Annotated in this window: 19 protein-coding genes; 13 read left to right on the forward strand and 6 right to left on the reverse strand. The window is 55.2% G+C overall.

The features are described 5' to 3' along the window. The first annotated feature begins 28 nt into the window (after nt 1–28). From ACORNT_RS02655 to ACORNT_RS02665, 3 genes are all read left to right on the forward strand, one after another. Entirely contained in the window at nt 29–1,723 is a 1,695-nt protein-coding gene (locus ACORNT_RS02655) for a thiamine pyrophosphate-binding protein (protein ID WP_420717513.1), read from the forward strand. Between the two features lie 16 nt (nt 1,724–1,739). Next, complete coding sequence (locus tag ACORNT_RS02660) at nt 1,740–3,248, forward strand: aldehyde dehydrogenase family protein (RefSeq protein ID WP_321395013.1); 1,509 nt, start codon at nt 1,740–1,742, stop codon at nt 3,246–3,248. Nucleotides 3,249–3,347: 99 nt separating this feature from the next. Beyond that, entirely contained in the window at nt 3,348–4,076 is a 729-nt protein-coding gene (locus ACORNT_RS02665) for a sirohydrochlorin chelatase (RefSeq protein ID WP_321395015.1), read from the forward strand. Nucleotides 4,077–4,080: 4 nt separating this feature from the next. Here ACORNT_RS02665 and ACORNT_RS02670 read toward each other — a convergent pair whose 3' ends face one another. Then, nucleotides 4,081–4,989 carry an SDR family NAD(P)-dependent oxidoreductase gene (locus ACORNT_RS02670; protein ID WP_321395017.1) on the reverse strand — a complete coding sequence of 303 codons (909 nt, stop codon included), beginning with the start codon at nt 4,987–4,989 and terminating at the stop codon, nt 4,081–4,083. Between the two features lie 184 nt (nt 4,990–5,173). Here ACORNT_RS02670 and ACORNT_RS02675 point away from each other — a divergent pair, with 184 nt between their 5' ends. Both ACORNT_RS02675 and feoB read left to right on the forward strand, forming a co-directional pair. Further along, complete coding sequence (locus ACORNT_RS02675; RefSeq protein ID WP_321395020.1) at nt 5,174–5,467, forward strand: FeoA family protein; 294 nt, start codon at nt 5,174–5,176, stop codon at nt 5,465–5,467. Further along, nucleotides 5,468–7,321 carry a ferrous iron transport protein B gene (gene feoB, locus ACORNT_RS02680; RefSeq protein WP_321395024.1) on the forward strand — a complete coding sequence of 618 codons (1,854 nt, stop codon included), beginning with the start codon at nt 5,468–5,470 and terminating at the stop codon, nt 7,319–7,321. Here the strand turns inward: feoB and ACORNT_RS02685 are convergent. Further along, nucleotides 7,286–8,611: an MFS transporter gene (locus ACORNT_RS02685; RefSeq protein ID WP_321395026.1), complete on the reverse strand. Its 1,326-nt coding sequence runs from the start codon at nt 8,609–8,611 to the stop codon at nt 7,286–7,288. The genes feoB and ACORNT_RS02685 overlap by 36 nt on opposite strands. A gap of 450 nt (nt 8,612–9,061) precedes the next feature. Here ACORNT_RS02685 and ACORNT_RS02690 point away from each other — a divergent pair, with 450 nt between their 5' ends. The 3 genes from ACORNT_RS02690 to ACORNT_RS02700 all read left to right on the forward strand — a co-directional run bounded on the left by ACORNT_RS02690 (nt 9,062) and on the right by ACORNT_RS02700 (nt 11,710). Continuing rightward, nucleotides 9,062–9,811 (forward strand): electron transfer flavoprotein subunit beta/FixA family protein, encoded by a 750-nt coding sequence (locus ACORNT_RS02690; RefSeq protein ID WP_321395029.1) that lies wholly within the window; start codon nt 9,062–9,064, stop codon nt 9,809–9,811. A 2-nt stretch (nt 9,812–9,813) separates the two neighbouring features. Continuing rightward, nucleotides 9,814–10,746, forward strand: a complete 933-nt coding sequence (locus tag ACORNT_RS02695) for an electron transfer flavoprotein subunit alpha/FixB family protein (protein WP_321395032.1) — start codon at nt 9,814–9,816, stop codon at nt 10,744–10,746. A 91-nt stretch (nt 10,747–10,837) separates the two neighbouring features. After that, entirely contained in the window at nt 10,838–11,710 is an 873-nt protein-coding gene (locus ACORNT_RS02700; protein WP_321395035.1) for a 3-hydroxybutyryl-CoA dehydrogenase, read from the forward strand. Nucleotides 11,711–11,766: 56 nt separating this feature from the next. On the opposite strand, the gene ACORNT_RS02705 is transcribed toward ACORNT_RS02700, so the two are convergent. Continuing rightward, complete coding sequence (locus tag ACORNT_RS02705) at nt 11,767–12,789, reverse strand: polysaccharide deacetylase family protein (protein ID WP_321395038.1); 1,023 nt, start codon at nt 12,787–12,789, stop codon at nt 11,767–11,769. Nucleotides 12,790–13,131: 342 nt separating this feature from the next. Next, nucleotides 13,132–13,299 carry a hypothetical protein gene (locus tag ACORNT_RS02710; RefSeq protein ID WP_321395041.1) on the reverse strand — a complete coding sequence of 56 codons (168 nt, stop codon included), beginning with the start codon at nt 13,297–13,299 and terminating at the stop codon, nt 13,132–13,134. Nucleotides 13,300–13,588: 289 nt separating this feature from the next. On the opposite strand from ACORNT_RS02710, the gene ACORNT_RS02715 reads away from it, so the two are divergent. After that, entirely contained in the window at nt 13,589–14,095 is a 507-nt protein-coding gene (locus ACORNT_RS02715; protein WP_321395044.1) for a YHS domain-containing (seleno)protein, read from the forward strand. A gap of 58 nt (nt 14,096–14,153) precedes the next feature. On the opposite strand, the gene ACORNT_RS02720 is transcribed toward ACORNT_RS02715, so the two are convergent. Both ACORNT_RS02720 and phaR read right to left on the reverse strand, forming a co-directional pair. Then, nucleotides 14,154–16,208: a M13 family metallopeptidase gene (locus ACORNT_RS02720; protein WP_321395045.1), complete on the reverse strand. Its 2,055-nt coding sequence runs from the start codon at nt 16,206–16,208 to the stop codon at nt 14,154–14,156. A gap of 39 nt (nt 16,209–16,247) precedes the next feature. Next, complete coding sequence (gene phaR / locus ACORNT_RS02725; protein ID WP_321395048.1) at nt 16,248–16,856, reverse strand: polyhydroxyalkanoate synthesis repressor PhaR; 609 nt, start codon at nt 16,854–16,856, stop codon at nt 16,248–16,250. A 219-nt stretch (nt 16,857–17,075) separates the two neighbouring features. Between phaR and ACORNT_RS02730 the strand changes: the two genes are divergently transcribed. The 4 genes from ACORNT_RS02730 to ACORNT_RS02745 all read left to right on the forward strand — a co-directional run bounded on the left by ACORNT_RS02730 (nt 17,076) and on the right by ACORNT_RS02745 (nt 19,017). After that, nucleotides 17,076–17,267 carry a hypothetical protein gene (locus ACORNT_RS02730; RefSeq protein WP_321395050.1) on the forward strand — a complete coding sequence of 64 codons (192 nt, stop codon included), beginning with the start codon at nt 17,076–17,078 and terminating at the stop codon, nt 17,265–17,267. 79 nt (nt 17,268–17,346) lie between these two features. Then, nucleotides 17,347–17,949, forward strand: a complete 603-nt coding sequence (locus ACORNT_RS02735; RefSeq protein WP_321395051.1) for a TonB family protein — start codon at nt 17,347–17,349, stop codon at nt 17,947–17,949. Then, nucleotides 17,942–18,571: an energy transducer TonB gene (locus tag ACORNT_RS02740; protein ID WP_321395054.1), complete on the forward strand. Its 630-nt coding sequence runs from the start codon at nt 17,942–17,944 to the stop codon at nt 18,569–18,571. Before ACORNT_RS02735 ends, ACORNT_RS02740 begins: the two co-directional genes overlap by 8 nt. Before the next feature lie 35 nt (nt 18,572–18,606). Then, nucleotides 18,607–19,017, forward strand: a complete 411-nt coding sequence (locus ACORNT_RS02745; RefSeq protein ID WP_321395055.1) for a biopolymer transporter ExbD — start codon at nt 18,607–18,609, stop codon at nt 19,015–19,017. Nucleotides 19,018–19,046 lie beyond the last annotated feature (29 nt).

A 19,046-nucleotide genomic window follows, 5' to 3' on the forward strand; every position in this document is an offset into this window, starting at 1 on the left:
AAAGCTGAATAATTTCCAATCAGGATAAATGAGGCATTCCGGCATGAAAAAAAATACCCAGGCTGCGCAATCCCTTGTGGAATGTCTGGTCGCCAACGGCACCGACACCGCCTTCTGTGTTCCCGGCGAAAGTTATCTGGCCGTTCTTGACGCTCTTTGTGATGTGCGCGACAGCATCAAGCTGATTACCTGTCGCCAGGAAGGCGGCACCGCCACCATGGCCGAGGCCTACGGCAAACTGACCGGACGCCCCGGCGTCTGCTTTGTCACCCGCGGTCCCGGCGCCACCAATGCCAGCATCGGCGTGCATACTGCCTTTCAGGATTCCTCGCCGATGATCATGTTCATCGGCCAGGTGGCCCGGGACCAGTTTGACCGGGAAGCCTTCCAGGAAGTGGATTACCGGCAGATGTTCGGCCCCCTGTGTAAATGGGTGGCGGAAATCCGCGATGCGGACCGGATCCCGGAATATATCAACCGCGCCTATCATGTGGCCGTGTCCGGCCGGCCCGGCCCTGTAGTTCTGGCCCTGCCCGAGGACATGCTGGTCGAGGCCCTGCCGGCAAACCATGTCACCCCGCTTCCGGCCACACCGCCGAAAGCCGCCCCTGACCAGACCACCCTGAACAAACTTGCCGAAGAACTGGCAAACGCCGAACACCCGGTGATGATCCTCGGTGGTCACGGCTGGACCAGAGAGGCGGTAGAAGACATCCAGCAGTTTGCTGAAAAACAGAACCTGCCGACCGGCTGCGCTTTCCGTTTCCAGGACCTGTTTGATAATAACCACCCCAATTATATGGGCGATGTGGGAATCGGTATTAACCCCAAACTGTTCAAACGCATCCAGGGCGCCGACCTGATCCTCAATGTGGGCTCCCGACTCGGCGAAATGACCAGCAGCGGTTACAGCCTTCTGGACATTCCCTTCCCGAAACAGAAGCTGGTTATGGTTCATACTGGTGCGGAAGAGACCGGCCATGTCTACCGGGCGCACTTAAGCTTTACCTGTTCGCTGCCGGAAATGGCAAAGGCCCTGAACAAATTGCCAGCCGAAAATACCAACCAGCGCGCCGACCTTGTAGCCAGCGCCCGGGCAGATTATGAAAGCTGGAACAATCCGCTAGGTGACCTCAAAGGCAGCAAAACCGGCGACGTTCATCTGGGTGAAATTTACAGCTATCTCAACAAAGCCATGCCGAAAGATGCCATCCTCACCAATGGCGCTGGAAACTATGCCATCTGGCTGCATCGCTTTTTCCGCTATTCCACTTTCCGGAGTCAACTTGCCCCCACAAGCGGCGCCATGGGATATGCCCTGCCGGCGGCCCTTGCGGCCAAGATAACTGCACCTGACAGACCCGTGGTCTGCTTTACCGGTGACGGGGATTTCATGATGACCTGCCAGGAACTGGCCACGGCCGCCCATCATAATGTTCCTGTCACCATTCTGCTGTTTAATAACGGCATGTATGGTACCATAAGGATGCATCAGGAAAGAACCTACCCGGACAGGGTGCAGGCAACGGCCCTGACCAACCCGGATTTCGCCGCTCTTGCCAAAGCCTATGGCCTGAACGGTGTGAAAGTAAGTAAAACGGAGGAGTTTGCCCCGGCCTTTGAAGCGGCCCTGGCGGCGGACAAAACCACATTGATCGAAATCATTATCGATCCACAGGCCCTGACACCGGGCGCCACACTGGACGATATTAGAAACAGATAATCACGAGGGATATAAAATGAACAAGCAAGAAATTTTCAAAAGCCTGGATCTGACAGACGCCGACCTCACGGGCGGATCACTTTATGTGAACAGTCCCGGCGACGGCAGCCTGATCGGTCATATCCATGTGGACAGCGTGGAAGACGCAGACCGCAAGATCCATGACAGTGCCCGGGCTTTCAAGGAATGGCGTACCGTTCCGGCTCCGAAACGGGGTGAACTGATCCGTATTTTCGGCAATATCCTGCGCGAAAAGAAAGAGGCGCTGGGCGCCCTTGTCACCCTCGAATGCGGCAAGATCTATCAGGAAGGCCTTGGCGAAGTTCAGGAGATGATCGATATCTGTGATTTTGCCGTCGGCCTCAGCCGTCAGCTTTACGGCCTGACCATTGCGTCCGAACGTCCCGGTCACAAGATGCGCGAATACTGGCAGCCGCTTGGTCCTGTCGGCATCATCAGCGCCTTTAACTTCCCGGTTGCCGTCTGGGCATGGAATACGGCCCTTGCCGTGGTCTGCGGCAACAGCGTGATCTGGAAACCGTCGGAAAAAACCCCGGTCACCGCCATTGCCTGTCAGAAACTGTTCGAACGCGCCATTGCTGAATTCGGCGAGGCACCGGAAGGCCTGAGCCAGTTGATCATCGGCGAACGCAATATCGGCGAAGAACTGGTCAACGACCGCCGGGTTCCGCTGATCAGCGCCACCGGCAGCACCCGCATGGGTCAGGCCGTGGGCCAGAAAGTGGCCGCCCGTTTCGGCAAGAGCATTCTGGAACTTGGCGGTAACAACGCCATCATCGTCACCCCCAACGCGGACCTTGACCTGGCCTTCCAGGGTATATTGTTCGGTGCCGTCGGCACCTGCGGCCAGCGCTGCACCTCTACCCGTCGCCTGTTCGTGCATAATGACGTCTATGACGCCCTGGTGCCGCGCCTGAAGAAAGCCTATAGCGGCCTTCCCCTCGGCGATCCGCTGGATGAGAAAACCCTGGTCGGTCCGCTGATTGACGAAGATTCCTTTGACAATATGCAGAAAGCGCTGGAAAAGGCCGCGGATGAGGGCGGAGAAATTTTCGGTGGCGGCCGGGCCATGCAGAACCTTTATCCCGATGCCTATTATGTGCATCCGGCCATTGTGGAAATGCCGGAAAGCGTCGACAATGTGCGCGAGGAAACCTTCGCCCCGATTCTCTATATTTTCAAATATACCGATCTGGAAGAGGCCATCGCCCGGCAGAATGACGTACCCCAGGGCCTGAGCTCCGCCATCTTCACTCGCGATGTGCTGGAAGCGGAACTGTTCACATCCGAGGCCGGCAGCGACTGCGGCATCGCCAATGTCAATATCGGCACCAGCGGCGCGGAAATCGGCGGCGCCTTCGGCGGCGAAAAGGAAACCGGCGGCGGCCGCGAAAGCGGCTCCGACGCCTGGAAAGGCTATATGCGCCGCATGACCAGCACGCTCAACTATTCCAAAGAGCTGCCGCTGGCCCAGGGCATCAAGTTCGGTTCTGACGACGACTAGTCAACGCACAATTTAATGACTTCAGGGACGGGCTGCAAAACGCAGTCCGTCCCTTACTTTTCTGGTGACGTTGATGCCCGCTTGCCCTATCCTGTTCCCATGATAAAAAAACAGGGTATATTGCTGGTCAGTCATGGCAGCCGGTCCCCGCGACCGGCAGAGGAAAAGGCTGCGCTGACCGCCAAACTGCAGATGCTCTATCCCCATGTCACTGTCCGGGCAGCCTATCTCGAACTGGCGGAACCTTCGGTCATGCAGGGCCTGCTGGAATTCGAACAGGAGGGCGTGAAGGAACTTCTGGTCCTGCCGCTGATGCTGTTTCCAGCCACCCATGTGTCGGAGGATATTCCCGATATCCTGCAGAACTATCGTATGGCAGGCGGCAGCATGAAAGTTCATTACGGCACCGAAATAGGAGCAAGCGACAGGATTATTTCTGCAGCGGCAGAGGCCATTCGTCAGACAGACGGCGTGACGGGCCGCCTTGTCCTGCTGGTCAAGGGGTCCTCTAATCCTGTCGTAGCCAAACGAGGCAAGGAGGTTCTTGAGCGCCTGCAGGAAATGTTGCAGATTACCCAAGGCCGGCTGTGTTTTACCGGAAACAAGCGCCCCAGCCTTGCCGCTACACTGATAGAGGCGGCCGCGGACGACGTAGAAGACATTTCCGTTTGCCCCTTTTTCCTCTTTTCCGGCCGATTACTTGACCGGGCAGAGAATAGTGTCGAGGGTTTTGTCGCTGCAAATCCGGAGATCAATGTGAAAATAGCGCCAGTCCTGTATGATCAGCCGGGCGTGCTTGACGCCCTGGCCGATCAGATCTTCTTTTAACTGATTATTTCTTGCGCCCTTCAAAGACGGCGGCCAGCACTTTTTGCGTATGTTCGCTGCCGCTGCCGAGCGGTTTAGCGGTGCTGATGTCGGAAATTTTATCCCAGTTTTCCCGGATCATTTCCGGCGTCGGTTCCTCCCCCAGATAAACGCTGTTGGTTTCCACCACTACCGAGCGGGAGAAGGTTCCTGCCCCGGCGGAAATAATTTCGCCGGTCGGCGCCTCGTCGCTGGCCATGAAAACCACCGCCGGGGACACCAGTTCCGGTTTAAGCAGCGACAGCATTTCCTCGGGGATGATGGACTCGGTCATGCGGGTGGCCGCCACCGGCAGCAGGGCATTGACCCTGATGCCGAATTTCGCTGTCTCCAGCTTCATGCTGTTCATGAAACCGCTGAGCGCCGCCTTGGCCGCACCATAGTTGCTCTGGCCGAAATTTCCATACATGCCGCTTGAGGAAGTGGTGACGATGATTCGGCCATACTCCTGTTCCTGCATCACCGGCAGGGCCGCCTTGGTGGCATTGACCGATCCCATCAGATGCACATCCACTACGGTTCGGAAATCGGCCAGATCCATCTTGGCAAAGGTCTTGTCCCGCAGGATACCGGCGTTATTGACCAGAATATCCAGCCGCCCGAATTCGGCGACCGTTTTGTCGACCATATCCTGCATATCCTCGAAGGAGGTGACATTGCCGCCATGCGCCAGCGCCTTGCCGCCGTTGTCGGTGATTTCCCGGACCACCGCCTGGGCCGCCGAGTCGGAACCGCCTTCGCCGCGCACATCCCCACCAAGGTCATTAACCACCACGGCACAGCCTCGCGCCGCCAGCGCCAGGGCATGACACCTGCCCAGACCACCGCCGGCACCTGTTACGACGGCCACCCGGCCGGTAAAATCAAAGGACATTGCGTTTCTCCCTGCAAAACTCATACGGTCGTTTTAATCACATTCCGCTTTTACCCCATCCCCCGGCGCTTGAGAAGAACATTCCCCTTAAAATTTGTGGATTTTATTGCATTAGCATTTTCCAAACCCTACTTTTTAGTCTATAGAGTTTTTGAGAATGATTATGAGAACCAGTAGTTTTGTTATGAAATATCTTAGTGACCTTCATATTGGCGACAAGGCCGTTATCACCGGATTCGATACCTCCCGCTGCCCAGACCAGGAATTTGCCCGTGATCTGGAAGAGCGCCTGCTGGAAATCGGATTTGAAGAAGGACTTCATGTCGAAGTGTTGCATGAAGGACTGATCGGCCGGGATCCGCTAGCCGTTCAGGTCGGCCGGGCGACCATTGCCCTGCGCCGGATCGAGGCCGATGTTGTGAAGATCAAGGATATCCCCCAGGGTAAAACCGGGCATGGTTCAGAAAGGGTACTATAAATGAATGATCTTCGTATTGCCCTCGTAGGAACCCCCAATTGCGGAAAAAGCTCGCTGTTCAACATGCTGACCGGCAGCCGCCAGAAAGTGGCCAACTATCCCGGGGTAACTGTAGAAAAAAGATCCGGTTATTATTTAAGCAACACCGGACGCCGCATCGGCCTGATTGACCTGCCCGGCATTTACAGCCTCAAGGACCGGACACTGGATGAAAAAATCAGCCGACAGGTCATCACCGGCAAACACCCGGACGAAGAGCAGCCTGATTTTCTCTTGTGTGTGGCCGACAGTACAAACCTTCGGGTTCACCTCAGGCTTGTGCTGGAAGTCAAGGAACTCGGCCTGCCGATTATTCTGGTTCTCAACATGCATGATCTGGCGGAACGCGATCAGATCCGTATTGATGCGGAAAAGCTTTCAGAAGAACTTGGCGTGCCGGTCATCACCACCGTGGCCGTTCGCCAGACCGGCATGATGGAACTGAAGAAGATCCTCGACCGGGACCTCAGGGAATTGTCCCACCTCCAGCCCCTGGAGCATAAAACCCACAGCACCACAAGGGACCTGCAACGGCATGCCCGGCAGCTGGCGGAACGTGTTCTGCTGTCCGAAGGTCGCCAGCATAGGATCACCCGGCAAATCGATCAGGTGGTTCTTAACCCCTTTGCCGGACCGGTGATCTTTTTCGCCCTGCTGTTTATCATGTTTCAGGCCGTGTTCAGCTGGGCCGAGGCACCAATGGAGCTGATAGATGACAGCATCGTCTCGCTGCAGGAACTGGCGGCCGAGAAGTTGCCGGACGGCTGGCTGCTCAGCCTGCTCAACGACGGCGTGCTCGCCGGCGTCGGAAGCGTGGTGATTTTTCTGCCTCAGATCCTTGTTCTGTTCGCCTTCATCCTGTTTCTGGAGGCGTCAGGTTATATGGCCCGGGCCGCCTTTATCATGGACCGGCTGATGGAAAAAGTGGGCCTTAACGGACGCGCCTTTATCCCGCTGCTCAGCAGCTTTGCCTGCGCCATCCCGGGGATAATGGCCACCAGGACCATCGAAAATGCCCGGGACCGGCTGACGACAATCATGATTGCGCCGCTGATGACCTGTGCCGCACGATTGCCGGTTTATACCCTGATCATCGCCGCTTTTATCCCCAACCAAAAGGTATGGGGCCCCATTGGCCTGCAGGGCCTTGTCATGTTCATCCTTTATCTGGCCGGTATCGTCAGCGCCCTGATCGTCGCCGGCGTCATGAAGAAAACCCTGACAAAAGGCGCCGCCCAGCCGTTCCTCATGGAACTGCCCAAATACCAGATGCCGCTGCTCAAGAATCTGCTGATCGGGCTTTACGAACGGGGACGGATCTTCATGCGCCGGGCCGGCACGATTATCATGACCACCACCGTACTGCTCTGGTTCCTGGCCAGTTTCCCCAAGGCCCCCCCGGGCTCTTCCAACCCGGACATCTATTACAGCTTTGCCGGCATGATCGGGAAATTCCTGGAAAAAATCTTCGCCCCGCTGGGATTCAACTGGGAAATCTCCATCGCCCTGGTGCCCGGCATGGCCGCCCGTGAAGTGGCCGTGGCTGCCCTTGGCACCGTCTATTCCCTGAGCGGGGATGAAGACCAGGTTGCCGAAAGCCTTTCAGGGTTATTGCAGGGCGCCTGGCCGCTGCCGACTGCTCTGGCGTTCCTGACATGGTATATTTATGCCCCGCAGTGTTTTGCCACGCTGGCCGTGGTCCGGCGGGAGACCAACAGCTGGGGCTGGACGTTCTTCCTGGCCGGCTACCTGTTTGGCCTGGCTTATTTCATGGCCTGGCTAGTCAATGTTGTTGCCACCGCCCTGCTTGCCTGAGGGTACGTCACCGCAAAGAACCCGGTAGATATAGAATCCGGTCGCCGCCGTCAGCAGGCCGAGCACCAGAAACACCCCCGGAATGGAAAGCCCCGAGGCCAGAAGAAACATGGTGGCAAGGGCGCCGACAACCATAAAAACAGCGTTGAAAATATTGTTTGCCGCCACCATGCGGGACCGGTGGGAGGCCGCACTTTTTTCCTGCATCAGCGCATAGAGCGGAACGATATAAAGACCGCCAAATATGGAAATCAGCCCGCAATCAAGCAATATACGCCAGTATTTCGGCTCTGCGAGAAACTGGCCGACGGTCAGGAAACTACCCTCAACCGGCGGTAAAAGCGTCCGGCTGGCAAAATACAGATCCACACAGAAAAGCGTCATGCCCAGTGCCGCCAACGGCACAAACCGGGCGGAAACCAGGCCCCTGAGAAGCTTGTTGCACAGCAGGGCGCCGACACCGATCCCGAGGGAAAAGGCGCCGAGAAACAAGGTCCCCACCTGTTCGTCCCCGCCCAGAACATTGCGGGTCAGGGCCGGAAACTGGGCCAGCACCGTCGCCCCCAGCAGCCAGAACCAGGAGATCCCCATGATGGAATGAAAGACCGCGTGATTTTCCCGCGCATACCTCATGATCTTCAGGCTTTCACCGGCGATATTCCAATTGACGACCAGATCGGGAGAGGCCGAGCCGGTGCGGGGCATGGCCCGGCTGGCGATAAATCCTGCAAGTGCAGTCACAATAATCAGCCCGGAAACCATCCGGGCGCCACCCTCGCCCAGAATGGACAGTCCGCCGATGATGGTGCCGAGCAATATGGCCAGAAAGGTGCTGCCCCCGACCAGGGCATTGCCGGGGATAAGCTCGTCTTCAGACAAATGGTCAGGCAGGATGCCGTATTTCAAAGGGCCAAAGAAAGTGGACTGGCAGCCCATCAAAAACAGGGTCAGCATCAAAAGATAAAAATGTCCGAACCAGAAACCGCCGGCGGCCAGCAGCATCAACAGAATTTCCAGCAGCTTCAGACGTCTGATCAGGGCTGTTTTCTCGAACTTGTCCGCCAGTTGACCGGCCAGTGCGGAAAAAAGGAAAAAGGGCAGGATGAATATCCCCTGGGCCGCCGTTACGGCAATGGCCACATTCATCTCCATTTCCATCGCAAGCCGGTAGGTGATCAGGATAACCAGCGCATTCTTGAACAGATTGTCATTAAATGCCCCCAGAAACTGAACCAGGAACAGCGGTAAGAACCGGCGAATGGAGAGAAGATAAAACTGATTTTTCAACATCTGGAACGTTACCCCTGCCCGGCCTGAAGTCTTCCGGTTTTCCTGCTGATACCATATTTTACGTCATCGTACCGGAAAATATTCCGCCAGATCCCGTCTTAACCCCTTGTTTATTGCACTGCAAAAAAGAGTGAAAGCCGGCCGGCAGAATGTCGATTCAGACTTTTCAGCCTTGTCCTGTTAATTTTCCCGACCGGAAAGCGAGTTTTTTTCGAGCGGTTTATCTTGCACAAATGGCTGTTTTTCGCCATTATTCATATGTTTTCAAACGAATGTTTTTATCCTGCCCTGAGGGAAGAGTAACGGCGGTAATGAAATGTTGACAGCACACCCTTGTTTAGTTACCGTCCGGTAACCATTGCACTGCCAAAAAAACGCATTTCATCCATTGCAGAGCGTAATGGATCAGAGTAGTTTCAATTCTGAATAAGCAAACGGAGACCCAGATAAATGAAAATATTGGTCCCGGTAAAACGGGTTATCGACTATAACGTCAAAGTTCGCGTCAAGGCGGACAATACAGGCGTTGAGCTTGCGAATGTCAAAATGTCCATGAATCCTTTTGACGAAATCGCTGTGGAGGAAGCCATCCGCCTGAAGGAAGCCGGCAAGGCAGAGGAAATCATTGCCATTTCCGTCGGCCCGGCCCAGGCCCAGGAAACCCTGCGGACGGCCCTGGCCATGGGCGCCGATCGCGCCATCCTGGTGAAAACCGACGACGTTGTGGAACCGCTGGCCGTGGCCAAGATCCTGAAAGCCGTTGTCGCCGAGGAAAACCCGGGTCTTGTGATCCTGGGCAAACAGGCCATTGATGATGACTGCAACCAGACCGGCCAGATGCTGGCTGCCCTTCTGGGCTGGCCGCAGGGCACCTTCGCGTCCGAAGTCAATATGGAAGACGGTTCCGTCAATGTCACCCGTGAAGTCGACGGCGGCCTCGAGACCGTGAAGCTCAACCTGCCGGCCGTGGTCACCAGCGACCTGCGCCTGAACGAGCCGCGCTATGCCTCCCTGCCCAACATCATGAAAGCCAAGCGCAAGCCGCTGGATGAAAAGTCCCCGGCCGATTACGGTGTGGAGACTGCCGCCCGGCTGACAACCCTGAAAGTCGAGGAACCGCCAAAACGGCAGGCCGGCGTCAAGGTTGAAAGCGTGGATGAACTGGTCGCCAAACTGCGCGACGAAGCGGGAGTACTCTGAACATGACATCACTTGTATTTGCCGATCATGACAATGCAGTCCTTAAGGACAGCACCCTCAATGCCATCACTGCCGCCGCCGCCCTTGGCGGTGACGTCCATGTGCTTGTGGCCGGTTCCGGCTGTGGCGCCGTCGCCGACGCTGCCGCCAAAGTCGCCGGTGTGGCCAAGGTTCTGGTCGCCGATGCCGCCGATTACGAGCATCCGCTGGCCGAAGTCATCGCCCCGCTGGTCGTGGGCCTGGCTGATGGGTATGATGCCGTCCTCGCCGCCGCCACGACAACCGGCAAGAACTTCATGCCGCGGGTGGCTGCGCTTCTGGATGTGGCACAGATTTCCGACATTATTTCAGTCGAAAGCGCCGATACTTTCCAGCGCCCGATCTATGCCGGTAACGCCATCGCCACCGTGCAGAGCTCTGACGCCAAGAAAGTCATCACCGTGCGGACGACAAACTTTGCCGCCGCCGCGACTGAAGGCGGTTCCGCCACGGTGGAGAATATTTCCGCCGCGGACAATCCGGGTATTTCAAGCTTCGTCGGACAGGAACTTTCCAAATCCGAACGTCCGGAACTGACCAGCGCCAAGATCATCATCTCCGGCGGTCGCGGCATGGGCAGTGGCGAGAATTTCGCCCTGGTCGAAGCTGTCGCTGACAAGCTCGGGGCCGCCGTCGGCGCCTCCCGCGCCGCTGTCGATGCGGGTTTTGTGCCCAACGATTACCAGGTCGGCCAGACCGGCAAGATCGTGGCCCCTGACCTTTACATCGCCGTCGGTATTTCAGGGGCGATCCAGCACCTGGCCGGCATGAAGGATTCCAAGGTCATCGTCGCCATCAACAAAGATGAGGAAGCCCCCATCTTCCAGGTGGCCGACTATGGTCTGGTTGCTGACCTGTTTCAGGCTTTGCCTGAGCTGGAGAAAGCGTTATCATAACAAACAATATGTTCCCCTTCCCAATTCGGGAGGGGGAATTTATAGTACAGCGTAATTCAACGATAAAATAACAGTAAGAAAGCAGCCAGACATGGTTCAAACAGTAGGCATAATTGGTGCAGGGCAAATGGGCAACGGCATTGCCCATGTCTTTTGTCTGGCCGGATATGATGTGTTGATGAGTGACATCAGCCAGGAAAATCTGGACAAGGCGATGGAAGTCATCGAAGGCAATATCGGTCGCCAGGTTGCCAAAGGCAAAATAGCGGAAGCAGATGCAACAGCAGCGATCGCCCGCATCACACCCGTGGTTGGAACCGACAAATTTGGCGGCTGCGATCTGGTCATTGAAGCCGCCACCGAAAACGAGGATGTCAAAAAACAGATTTTCCAGGAAGTCTGCCCGAAACTCAAACCCGAGGCTCTTCTGGCCACCAACACATCCTCCATTTCCATCACCCGCCTGGCCTCGACCACGGACAGGCCGGAAAAATTCATCGGCCTGCATTTCATGAACCCGGTGCCGGTGATGAAGCTGGTGGAACTGATTCGCGGTATCGCCACAAGCGAAGAAACCTACAGCACCGCCAGGGAAGTCGTAAAGAAACTGGGCAAAACCAGCGCCAGTTCAGAGGATTTCCCGGCCTTTATCGTCAACCGGATCCTGCTGCCGATGATCAACGAAGCCATCTATACCCTGTATGAGGGCGTGGGCTCCGTCGAATCCATTGACAAGGCCATGCGGCTTGGCGCCAACCACCCGATGGGTCCGCTGCAGCTTGCCGACTTCATTGGCCTGGACACCTGCCTCAGCATCATGCAGGTCCTGTTCGAAGGTCTGGCCGACAGCAAATACCGGCCCTGCCCGCTGCTGGTCAAATATGTGGAAGCCGGCTGGCTCGGCCAGAAAGTCGGACGCGGTTTCTATGACTACCGCGGTGACGAACCGATACCGACCCGTTAAGGCAGTCGTAAACGGAAAAAGAAAAGCGTCCGGTGAGGCGCTTTTTTTATGTCAAATTATTTGCGAAAGCCCCGCAACAGTTCCTGAAAACCATTGAGTTCGGCTTCGAACTCGATGTGGGAGATATTCTCTCCGTCAAGGAAGCGCTTAAGTTCCAGAAGCGGTGTATCAAGGTAATTGAGACCCGCGAAACAGGTGGTGGCGCTTTTGATTCCAAGCTCCTCCAGATACTGCAAATGCTGCGGTTCGTAATAACCGCTGGGATAACACAGATGCTGCGGGTCCTTATTCCCGGCCCTGGCAATCCTTTTCCGGTTGTCGGCAAGTTCTTTCGCCAGGCTTTCGCGGCTGCCGTCGCCCAGGGTATGGCGATGGGTATGCAGCTGGATATCGACGCCGCTGTCGGCCATTTCCCGGCTGGTCTCCAGCGTCATCAGCCGGAACAGGCCCTTGTCCTCGAATTCCTTCTGGTCGAGCCGGAAGGCAGAAGCCGCCCGGCGGACAAAATCCTGCCGGTCCTGGGCTGTCGGGATTTGCTCCCCGATCTCCACCAGCCTCGAAGCCAGATCTTCCCGGCTCATATCCACATCAAGACGCAGGGACTTGCCAAACTCGCGGGACAGGCTGCTCAGGTCGACGGTCTTTTCCCGGCTCTTCCAGCACAGATACTGCAGCGCCAGGTTCATCACCTGGGTCTGTTTTTCCGCATAATAGGTGGTGAGGTAAAGTGTCCAGTCAAACCCGTATTTCCGGAACAGCGGCCAGGCGTGGTCCGCCGATCCCTGCCAGCCGTCATCCATGGTGATCACTACCGCATTGTCGGGCAGGCTGCCGGCCTTCAGCCGCTCACAAGCCTCGCCCAGGGGCAGGACCGGAAAACCGCTGTCCCTGAGGGTCTTCAGGCGGCGCTCAAGGGTGCCGGCGGTCATGAACAGTTTCGGGCGAAAATCATGTTCGTCAGCCAGCGAAAAGCCGTGATAACAGAGGATCTGCAATCCGCGCCTTGTTTTCTTCCGGCTGTAATGAAACAGGCCGAGATATTTGGCCAGATATAAAATAATCAGTTTAACGCTGTGCATTTCCGCGCCCTTGTCGCCCCAGTAAATTGTCTGCCTTCAGACCAAGTCATAGCGCCCAGGCGTTAGTGTAAGGTTAAGTGAAACGGAAAAAAACAACTAAAGAAAAAAATACCCAAGATCGCCGGAACAGGGAGCTTCCCATTTAATAATCCGGGATAAATCATCGGATTCTGTCGGAATTTTTTTCATATTTTGGGAATTTTTCCCAAATCCGGACAGGGCGGGAAAATTAAAATTATCCGGATAACACAGGAAGGGACTGAGTTTTAACAGATAACGTTCCGCTTCCGGAATAAGTATCCTTCGGCGGAAAAGAGAGATACTTATGGCGAAACGGGGCGGTCAGCGGACCTGTCGTTCGTCCCGTATCAACCTGATTTCACTGGCAATTCCCAGCCACTGGCTGTCCTTGCAATAATCCAGGGCGGCGGAAAAACCCATGCACTTGATCAGACGAAGCGCTGTTTCGCGGGTATGTGACAGTCTGTCGGCTTTTGCAGTAATCATCATTCTCACTCCGGTCTACGGCCGTTTTCCATTCAGAAATTCCGGCATATATTCCAAACCTTGCATATATCGTGCCAAAAAGAAGCGGCCTTTTTGAGACGGGAATATGTTCATATTGAGGTAAAGAGGTAAGAGAAGGATTAACCATAAGATAAAAATGTCACTTTTATTAAGCATGAGTGACAGGCCGGATCGGACCGGGTAAAAATCGCCGCTCGGGTAAATTCTATCATTGGAAATTGATCGCCCCCGCAGTAAGGTGCCAGAAATTACCAAACTGAATGAGGCCGTCATGGACAAATTACCGAAATACCTGCTTTTCCTGTCCGCTTTCACCGTGGCCATCCTCGGCGGACTGGCTTTCTATTATACGTCGCAAAGCTATTTTGCCGACAGCCTGATCTATGATGACGATAACGGCATTGCCATTCACGGCTATGATCCGGTCGCCTATTTCACCGAAGAAAAAGCGGTCTATGGCGATCCGCTGTATGAAGTGAGCTGGGCCGGCTCCCGCTGGCGCTTTGCCTCGCCGGAAAACCGCGATCTGTTTGCTGATGATCCCAACAAATTCGCCCCCCAGTATGGCGGCTACGAACCGGTGATGATCGTCAAAGGCTACTCCAGCCCAACAGATCCATTGATCTGGTCCATGCGCGACGGGCTTCTTTACCTGCATCATAATGAACAGACGAAGGCCTACTGGCTGGAAAATTTCCGCGACAACCGTATCCAGGCCGATGCCAGCTGGCCCCGCATCCGCAGCCAGCTGCAATATATCCAGAGCCAGTCGGAGTGAACCTCCAATAAAAAAGGCGGCACCAGGGCCGCCTTTTCTGATTCCATTGATCCGGCACTTACCAGATTTTCACCCGCTCTTCCGGGGTGAGGTACAGGCCGCCGTCTTCACCGACGCCGAAGGCCTCGTAAAAGGCCGGCACATTGCGGACCACGCCGTTTACCCGGAAACTGGCCGGGCTGTGCGGATCGGTCTGGATCCGGGTGCGCAGGGCCTCGTCCCGGTATTTGCCCTGGAAGGCCTGGGCCCAGCCGATGAAGAAACGCTGTTCACCGGTAAAGCCGTCAATGACCGGCGCGTCCTTGCCGTCCAAAGACATTTTATAGGCCTTGTAGGCGATGCTGAGGCCGCCGAGGTCGCCGATATTCTCGCCCAGGGTGAACTCGCCGTTCACATTGAGCTCAGGCAGCGCCTCGAAGCCGTTATACTGGGCGACAAGCTTTCCGGTGCGTTCCTCAAACGCCGCCCTATCGGCATCCGTCCACCAGTTCTGCAGTTCCCCATCACCGTTATAGGTGCTGCCCTTGTCGTCAAAACCGTGACCGATTTCATGGCCGATCACGCCGCCGATGGCGCCGTAATTGACAGCATCGTCAGCCGCCATATCAAAGAAGGGCGGCTGCAGGATGGCGGCCGGGAAGACGATCTCGTTCATGGTCGGATTGTAGTAGGCATTGACCGTCTGCGGCGTCATATGCCATTCCCAGCGCTGGATCGGGCCGCCGAGCTTGGCCAGCTCCCGGTCATGCTCGACGATGCGGGCGCGTTTGACATTGCCGAAATAATCATCGGCCCGGATTTCCAGCTTTTCATAATCCTTCCACTGGTCGGGATAGCCGATCTTGGGGGTGAATTTATGAAGTTTCTCCAGCGCCTGCTGTTTGGTTTCCTCGCCCATCCAGTCGAGGTCCCTGATGCTGACCTCATAGGCCTTGACCAGGTTGGCGACCAGTTCCTGCATCCGGGCCTTGGCTTCCGGTTTGAAATGCTTGTCCACATAAACCTTGCCGACCACTTCCCCCAAGGTGCCGTTGACGGCGGTAACCGCCCGGCGCCACATGGGCCGCTGTTCCAGCGTGCCGCTCAGAACCTTGCCATAGAAATCGAAATTGGCTTGGTCGATTTCCTCTGTCAGCCGGCCGGCGACATTGTTGATCACGCTCCATTTGGCCCAGGTCTTCCAGGTCTCAAGATCGGTGTCCCGGATAATGCCGGCCATGGCCTCCATATAGCTGGGCTGGTTAATGATCAGAACATCAAGATCAGCAAGGCCGGTTTCCTTAAGGTACCCGTCCCAGTCGAAATCCGCCACCAGACCGGACAGTTGAGCGCGTTCGTATTTGTTGTAACGCTTGACCGAATCACGGTTGTCTTCCTTGAGCCAGTGCTTGTCAGCGAGAGCCGTTTCCAGAGCCATGATTTTTTTGGCCTTGTCCGCGGCATCGTCAAGTCCGGCCAGGGTCAGCATGCGCTCCACATGGGCGACATATTTCTCCCGGGTCTCGACGGATTTTTCGTCGTCCTTGAAATAATACTCCCGGTCCGGCAGGCCCAGTCCGGACTGCCAGGCATAGACCGCATACTGGTCGGCCTGCTTGGCGTCATTGTTGATATAAAGTCCGAACGGCGCATCAAAGCCGACCTTGTCCGCATAGGCAAACCAGGCCGCCAGGTCATCATAGGAGGCAATGGCGTCGATTTTGGCAAACTCGGGCGCCAGCGGTTCGATACCGCGGGCGTTGCGGGTTTCCATATCCAGATAGCTGTTATAGAAGTCGCCGACCTTCTGGGCGTCCGAGCCCGGCGCATTGTCGGCGGCGGCGGCTTCCTCGATAATGGCCTTCACATCATCTTCGGCATTATCACGCAGGTAGTAAAAGGAGCCGATGCTTGATTTGTCGGCCGGAATTTCCGTGGTTTCGAGCCAGGTGCCGTTGACATATTCAAAGAAGTCGTCGCCCGGCCGGACGTCGGTCTTCATATGTTCCGCATGCACACCGGAGGTCAGGCTGGCCTGTTCTTCCGATGTCTCGCTGGCGGGGGAACATCCCCCGGCCAGAAGGGCTGATCCCAGCAAAAGGCTCAGTCCAGTATATCCCAGATACTTTTTCATTTTTCACCTTGTCAGTTTTTTTGAGTTTGAGTGATGAGGTTATTTTTTCTGCAGTTCCTGCAGTTGCTGCTGCATGGCGGCCAGTTGCTCCTGCAGCTTGCTGAGCTGATCGTCATCTTTAGAAGCATCAGCCGGTTTTCCCTTTTCCTGGGATTCCGGCTGGGGAATGCCGTGGAACGGGCTGAACATCTGCATAGCGTTCTCGAAGGCGGCCATATTCTTTCGGGTCAGCTCCTCGAACGGTTTGAAGGTTTTGAAGGAGAAGGGCGTGCCGGCGGCAAAGTTCTCCTCGACAAAATGCCGGAACCTTTCCTGATTCTCGGAAAACATGGACAAGCTGGATTCAAGATAATCCGGCACCACCTGCTGCAGGCCGCCGCCGTAAAATCCGATCAGCTGGCGGAGGAAATTGATCGGCAACAGGGTTTCCCCCTTGCTTTCCTCTTCAAAAATAATCTGCGTCAAGACGCTGTGGGTAATGTCCTCGCCGCTTTTCGCATCGCGGACGATGAACTCTTTCCCGTCACGGACCATTGTTGCCAGATCATCAAGCGTCACGTAACTGCTGCTGTCTGTATTATACAGCCGCCGGTTTGCATATTTCTTGATGACAATCTGTCCGTTTTCAGTTTTGTCCTTTTTAGCCAAGTCCCTACCTTCCAGTTTTAAAACACCTAAACCCCTTTTCAAAACAGGGAGGATTGATATTTTTTATTGTCCCCGTTTTGCATACATTTGCATGTCGCCGGTATCATGCTGCAAAAATGCTGCAGGGCGCAAGAAAAATGCTGCGCAACAATAACAAAAACAAGACGAATGGTCCAATCCGGTCTTTTTGTCCCGTCAAAGCGGTGTTACTCTGCCTCTATGAGCGAAAAAACCAAAACACCGGACCCCGCTGCAGACTCAGAAAAACCTGACGTGAAAGAACTCGCCGGGAAGTATCTTGATTTCTGGCAGCAGAACCTGACCATCTGGGCCACCGATCCCAAGGCGCTGGAAAAATGGGTCGAAACCCTGTCCGCCGCCCAGGCCAAACCATCTGACAAAAAAGACTGAAAGTCACCCCTGGCCAAAGGTATTGTTAACTTATAACAAGTATGTTATTTTATAACATTACTTATCAAAGGAGGTGGATATGATAGCACGCGCAGGAACATCTTTCTCATTGGCCATGGTGGTCACCTTCGGCCTGTTTTTCTTCATGCAGCAGATGACCAGGACACCGGATATCCAGATCCCGGACGTGAAATTCGAGCCAGTGATCATGGGCGATATTCGTCGCCCAAAGCCTATAGACAACACAATCAAAAGACCGGAACGCCCTGAACCAGTCGAAATTGTCGACAGGGAGGAACTCCCGCTGGATCCACTCCCTGGAAATGATGTTAAAATCAACACAGGTTTCGACAGAGGCCCTGTCACCCCGGAATTACCCCACAAGAATACAGTGGGATTCTCTGACGGAGAGGTCTATGCCATCACCGCCGTGGCCCCGGAATATCCCGTCTCAGCCGCCCGCCAGGGACTGAGCGGATATGTGGTGGTTGGTTTTACCGTCGATAAACGAGGCGCGGTGACCGATGCCTATGTGATCGAATCCTCCAGCCGGCTTTTTGAAAAAAGCGCGCTCAGGGCCATCACCAAATTCAAATACAAGCCGAAAGTGGTGGACGGCTCCCCGGTCGCCCAGGGCAACCTGCTGTATAAATTCACCTATGAACTGCAGGACAATGCCTGATCTCTGGTCACCCCGCAGCACTGGAGAAACCCTGTCCCTGTTCATCAGGGCGGGTTTCTCCCTTCTTGCGGCGATTGCCGTCACCTTTGGCCTCTTCTATCTCATGCAGCGAATGACCGCGCCGGAGGATATGGCATTTGAAAAGCAGATTGCCGGTTATTTTCCCATGCCCTACCAGCCAGTGATCATCATCTGCGGTCTCATCCCATATGTGACCAAGCCTGAAATTCCCGGGAAGTTTATCGACGAGTATTTCAGACAGACTCGACCTGACCTTCGGATCATCGAAAACAAATTATACACCACTCTCCCTCAACTGGAATTGCACGGTACCGGATTCGCCGTGCTGCCGGCGAAACTGGTCGCCTCATTTAATCCGGAATATCCCTTTTCTGCCCGCCGGAGAAAGATAGAGGGTTATGTGCTCATTGGTTATGAAATAGACGATCAAGGAGCCGTTGTTGATCCCTATGTGATTGACTCATCAGATAAAATTTTCGAGAAGAATGCGCTCCGGGCTGTCATAAAATTTAAATATAAACCGAAATTTCTGGACGGCATGCCGATCCGGCAAAAAGGACTGAAGCTTAAATTCACTTTTGGGTTGGAAAACGAAAACTAATCCAATATAACTGTTTCCGAACAAGGGAGTTTTACATGCGTCATAAACGTAAAGGAGCCGAAGACGATACCGACATCGATATGACTCCGATGCTTGATATTGTTTTCATTATGCTGATCTTTTTTATCGTCACCGCGTCCTTCCTCAAGGAAACCGGTGTGGAAATTAGCCGTCCTGACAGCTCGCAGAAGCCGAAGGAACCCACCGAGGCCCAGAGTATCTTTATTGATATTACTGCCCGTGACGAAGTCTGGTACAACAAGCGCCGGATCGACGTCCGCGCCGTTCGCCCCAACGTGGAACGCGACAAGGCCAAGATGGACACACCGTCCGTGGTTATCAAGGCAGACCGCGAATCCTCTTCCGGTAAAGTGATCGAAGTGGTCGAAGGCGTCCGCCAGGCCGGTGTGATCAACTATGTGGTGGCAACGCCGAAAGCCAACTAGGCTGCCTTTCAAGGTAAAAGCATTTCAAA

This window comes from Emcibacter sp. (assembly GCF_963675455.1).
In the GTDB taxonomy this organism is placed as follows: domain Bacteria; phylum Pseudomonadota; class Alphaproteobacteria; order Sphingomonadales; family Emcibacteraceae; genus Emcibacter.

Coding starts and splice junctions, on each gene's coding strand:
- ACORNT_RS02730 (WP_321395050.1), top strand. CDS start 17,076: ATGAGCGAAAAAACCAAAACACCGGACCCCGCTGCAGACTCAGAAAAA.
- ACORNT_RS02720 (WP_321395045.1), bottom strand. CDS start 16,208: ATGAAAAAGTATCTGGGATATACTGGACTGAGCCTTTTGCTGGGATCA.
- ACORNT_RS02675 (WP_321395020.1), top strand. CDS start 5,174: ATGAAATATCTTAGTGACCTTCATATTGGCGACAAGGCCGTTATCACC.
- feoB (WP_321395024.1), top strand. CDS start 5,468: ATGAATGATCTTCGTATTGCCCTCGTAGGAACCCCCAATTGCGGAAAA.
- ACORNT_RS02715 (WP_321395044.1), top strand. CDS start 13,589: ATGGACAAATTACCGAAATACCTGCTTTTCCTGTCCGCTTTCACCGTG.
- ACORNT_RS02665 (WP_321395015.1), top strand. CDS start 3,348: ATGATAAAAAAACAGGGTATATTGCTGGTCAGTCATGGCAGCCGGTCC.
- ACORNT_RS02705 (WP_321395038.1), bottom strand. CDS start 12,789: ATGCACAGCGTTAAACTGATTATTTTATATCTGGCCAAATATCTCGGC.
- ACORNT_RS02690 (WP_321395029.1), top strand. CDS start 9,062: ATGAAAATATTGGTCCCGGTAAAACGGGTTATCGACTATAACGTCAAA.
- ACORNT_RS02655 (WP_420717513.1), top strand. CDS start 29: ATGAGGCATTCCGGCATGAAAAAAAATACCCAGGCTGCGCAATCCCTT.
- ACORNT_RS02735 (WP_321395051.1), top strand. CDS start 17,347: ATGATAGCACGCGCAGGAACATCTTTCTCATTGGCCATGGTGGTCACC.
- ACORNT_RS02745 (WP_321395055.1), top strand. CDS start 18,607: ATGCGTCATAAACGTAAAGGAGCCGAAGACGATACCGACATCGATATG.
- ACORNT_RS02710 (WP_321395041.1), bottom strand. CDS start 13,299: ATGATGATTACTGCAAAAGCCGACAGACTGTCACATACCCGCGAAACA.
- ACORNT_RS02670 (WP_321395017.1), bottom strand. CDS start 4,989: ATGTCCTTTGATTTTACCGGCCGGGTGGCCGTCGTAACAGGTGCCGGC.
- ACORNT_RS02660 (WP_321395013.1), top strand. CDS start 1,740: ATGAACAAGCAAGAAATTTTCAAAAGCCTGGATCTGACAGACGCCGAC.
- ACORNT_RS02700 (WP_321395035.1), top strand. CDS start 10,838: ATGGTTCAAACAGTAGGCATAATTGGTGCAGGGCAAATGGGCAACGGC.
- ACORNT_RS02695 (WP_321395032.1), top strand. CDS start 9,814: ATGACATCACTTGTATTTGCCGATCATGACAATGCAGTCCTTAAGGAC.
- ACORNT_RS02740 (WP_321395054.1), top strand. CDS start 17,942: ATGCCTGATCTCTGGTCACCCCGCAGCACTGGAGAAACCCTGTCCCTG.
- ACORNT_RS02685 (WP_321395026.1), bottom strand. CDS start 8,611: ATGTTGAAAAATCAGTTTTATCTTCTCTCCATTCGCCGGTTCTTACCG.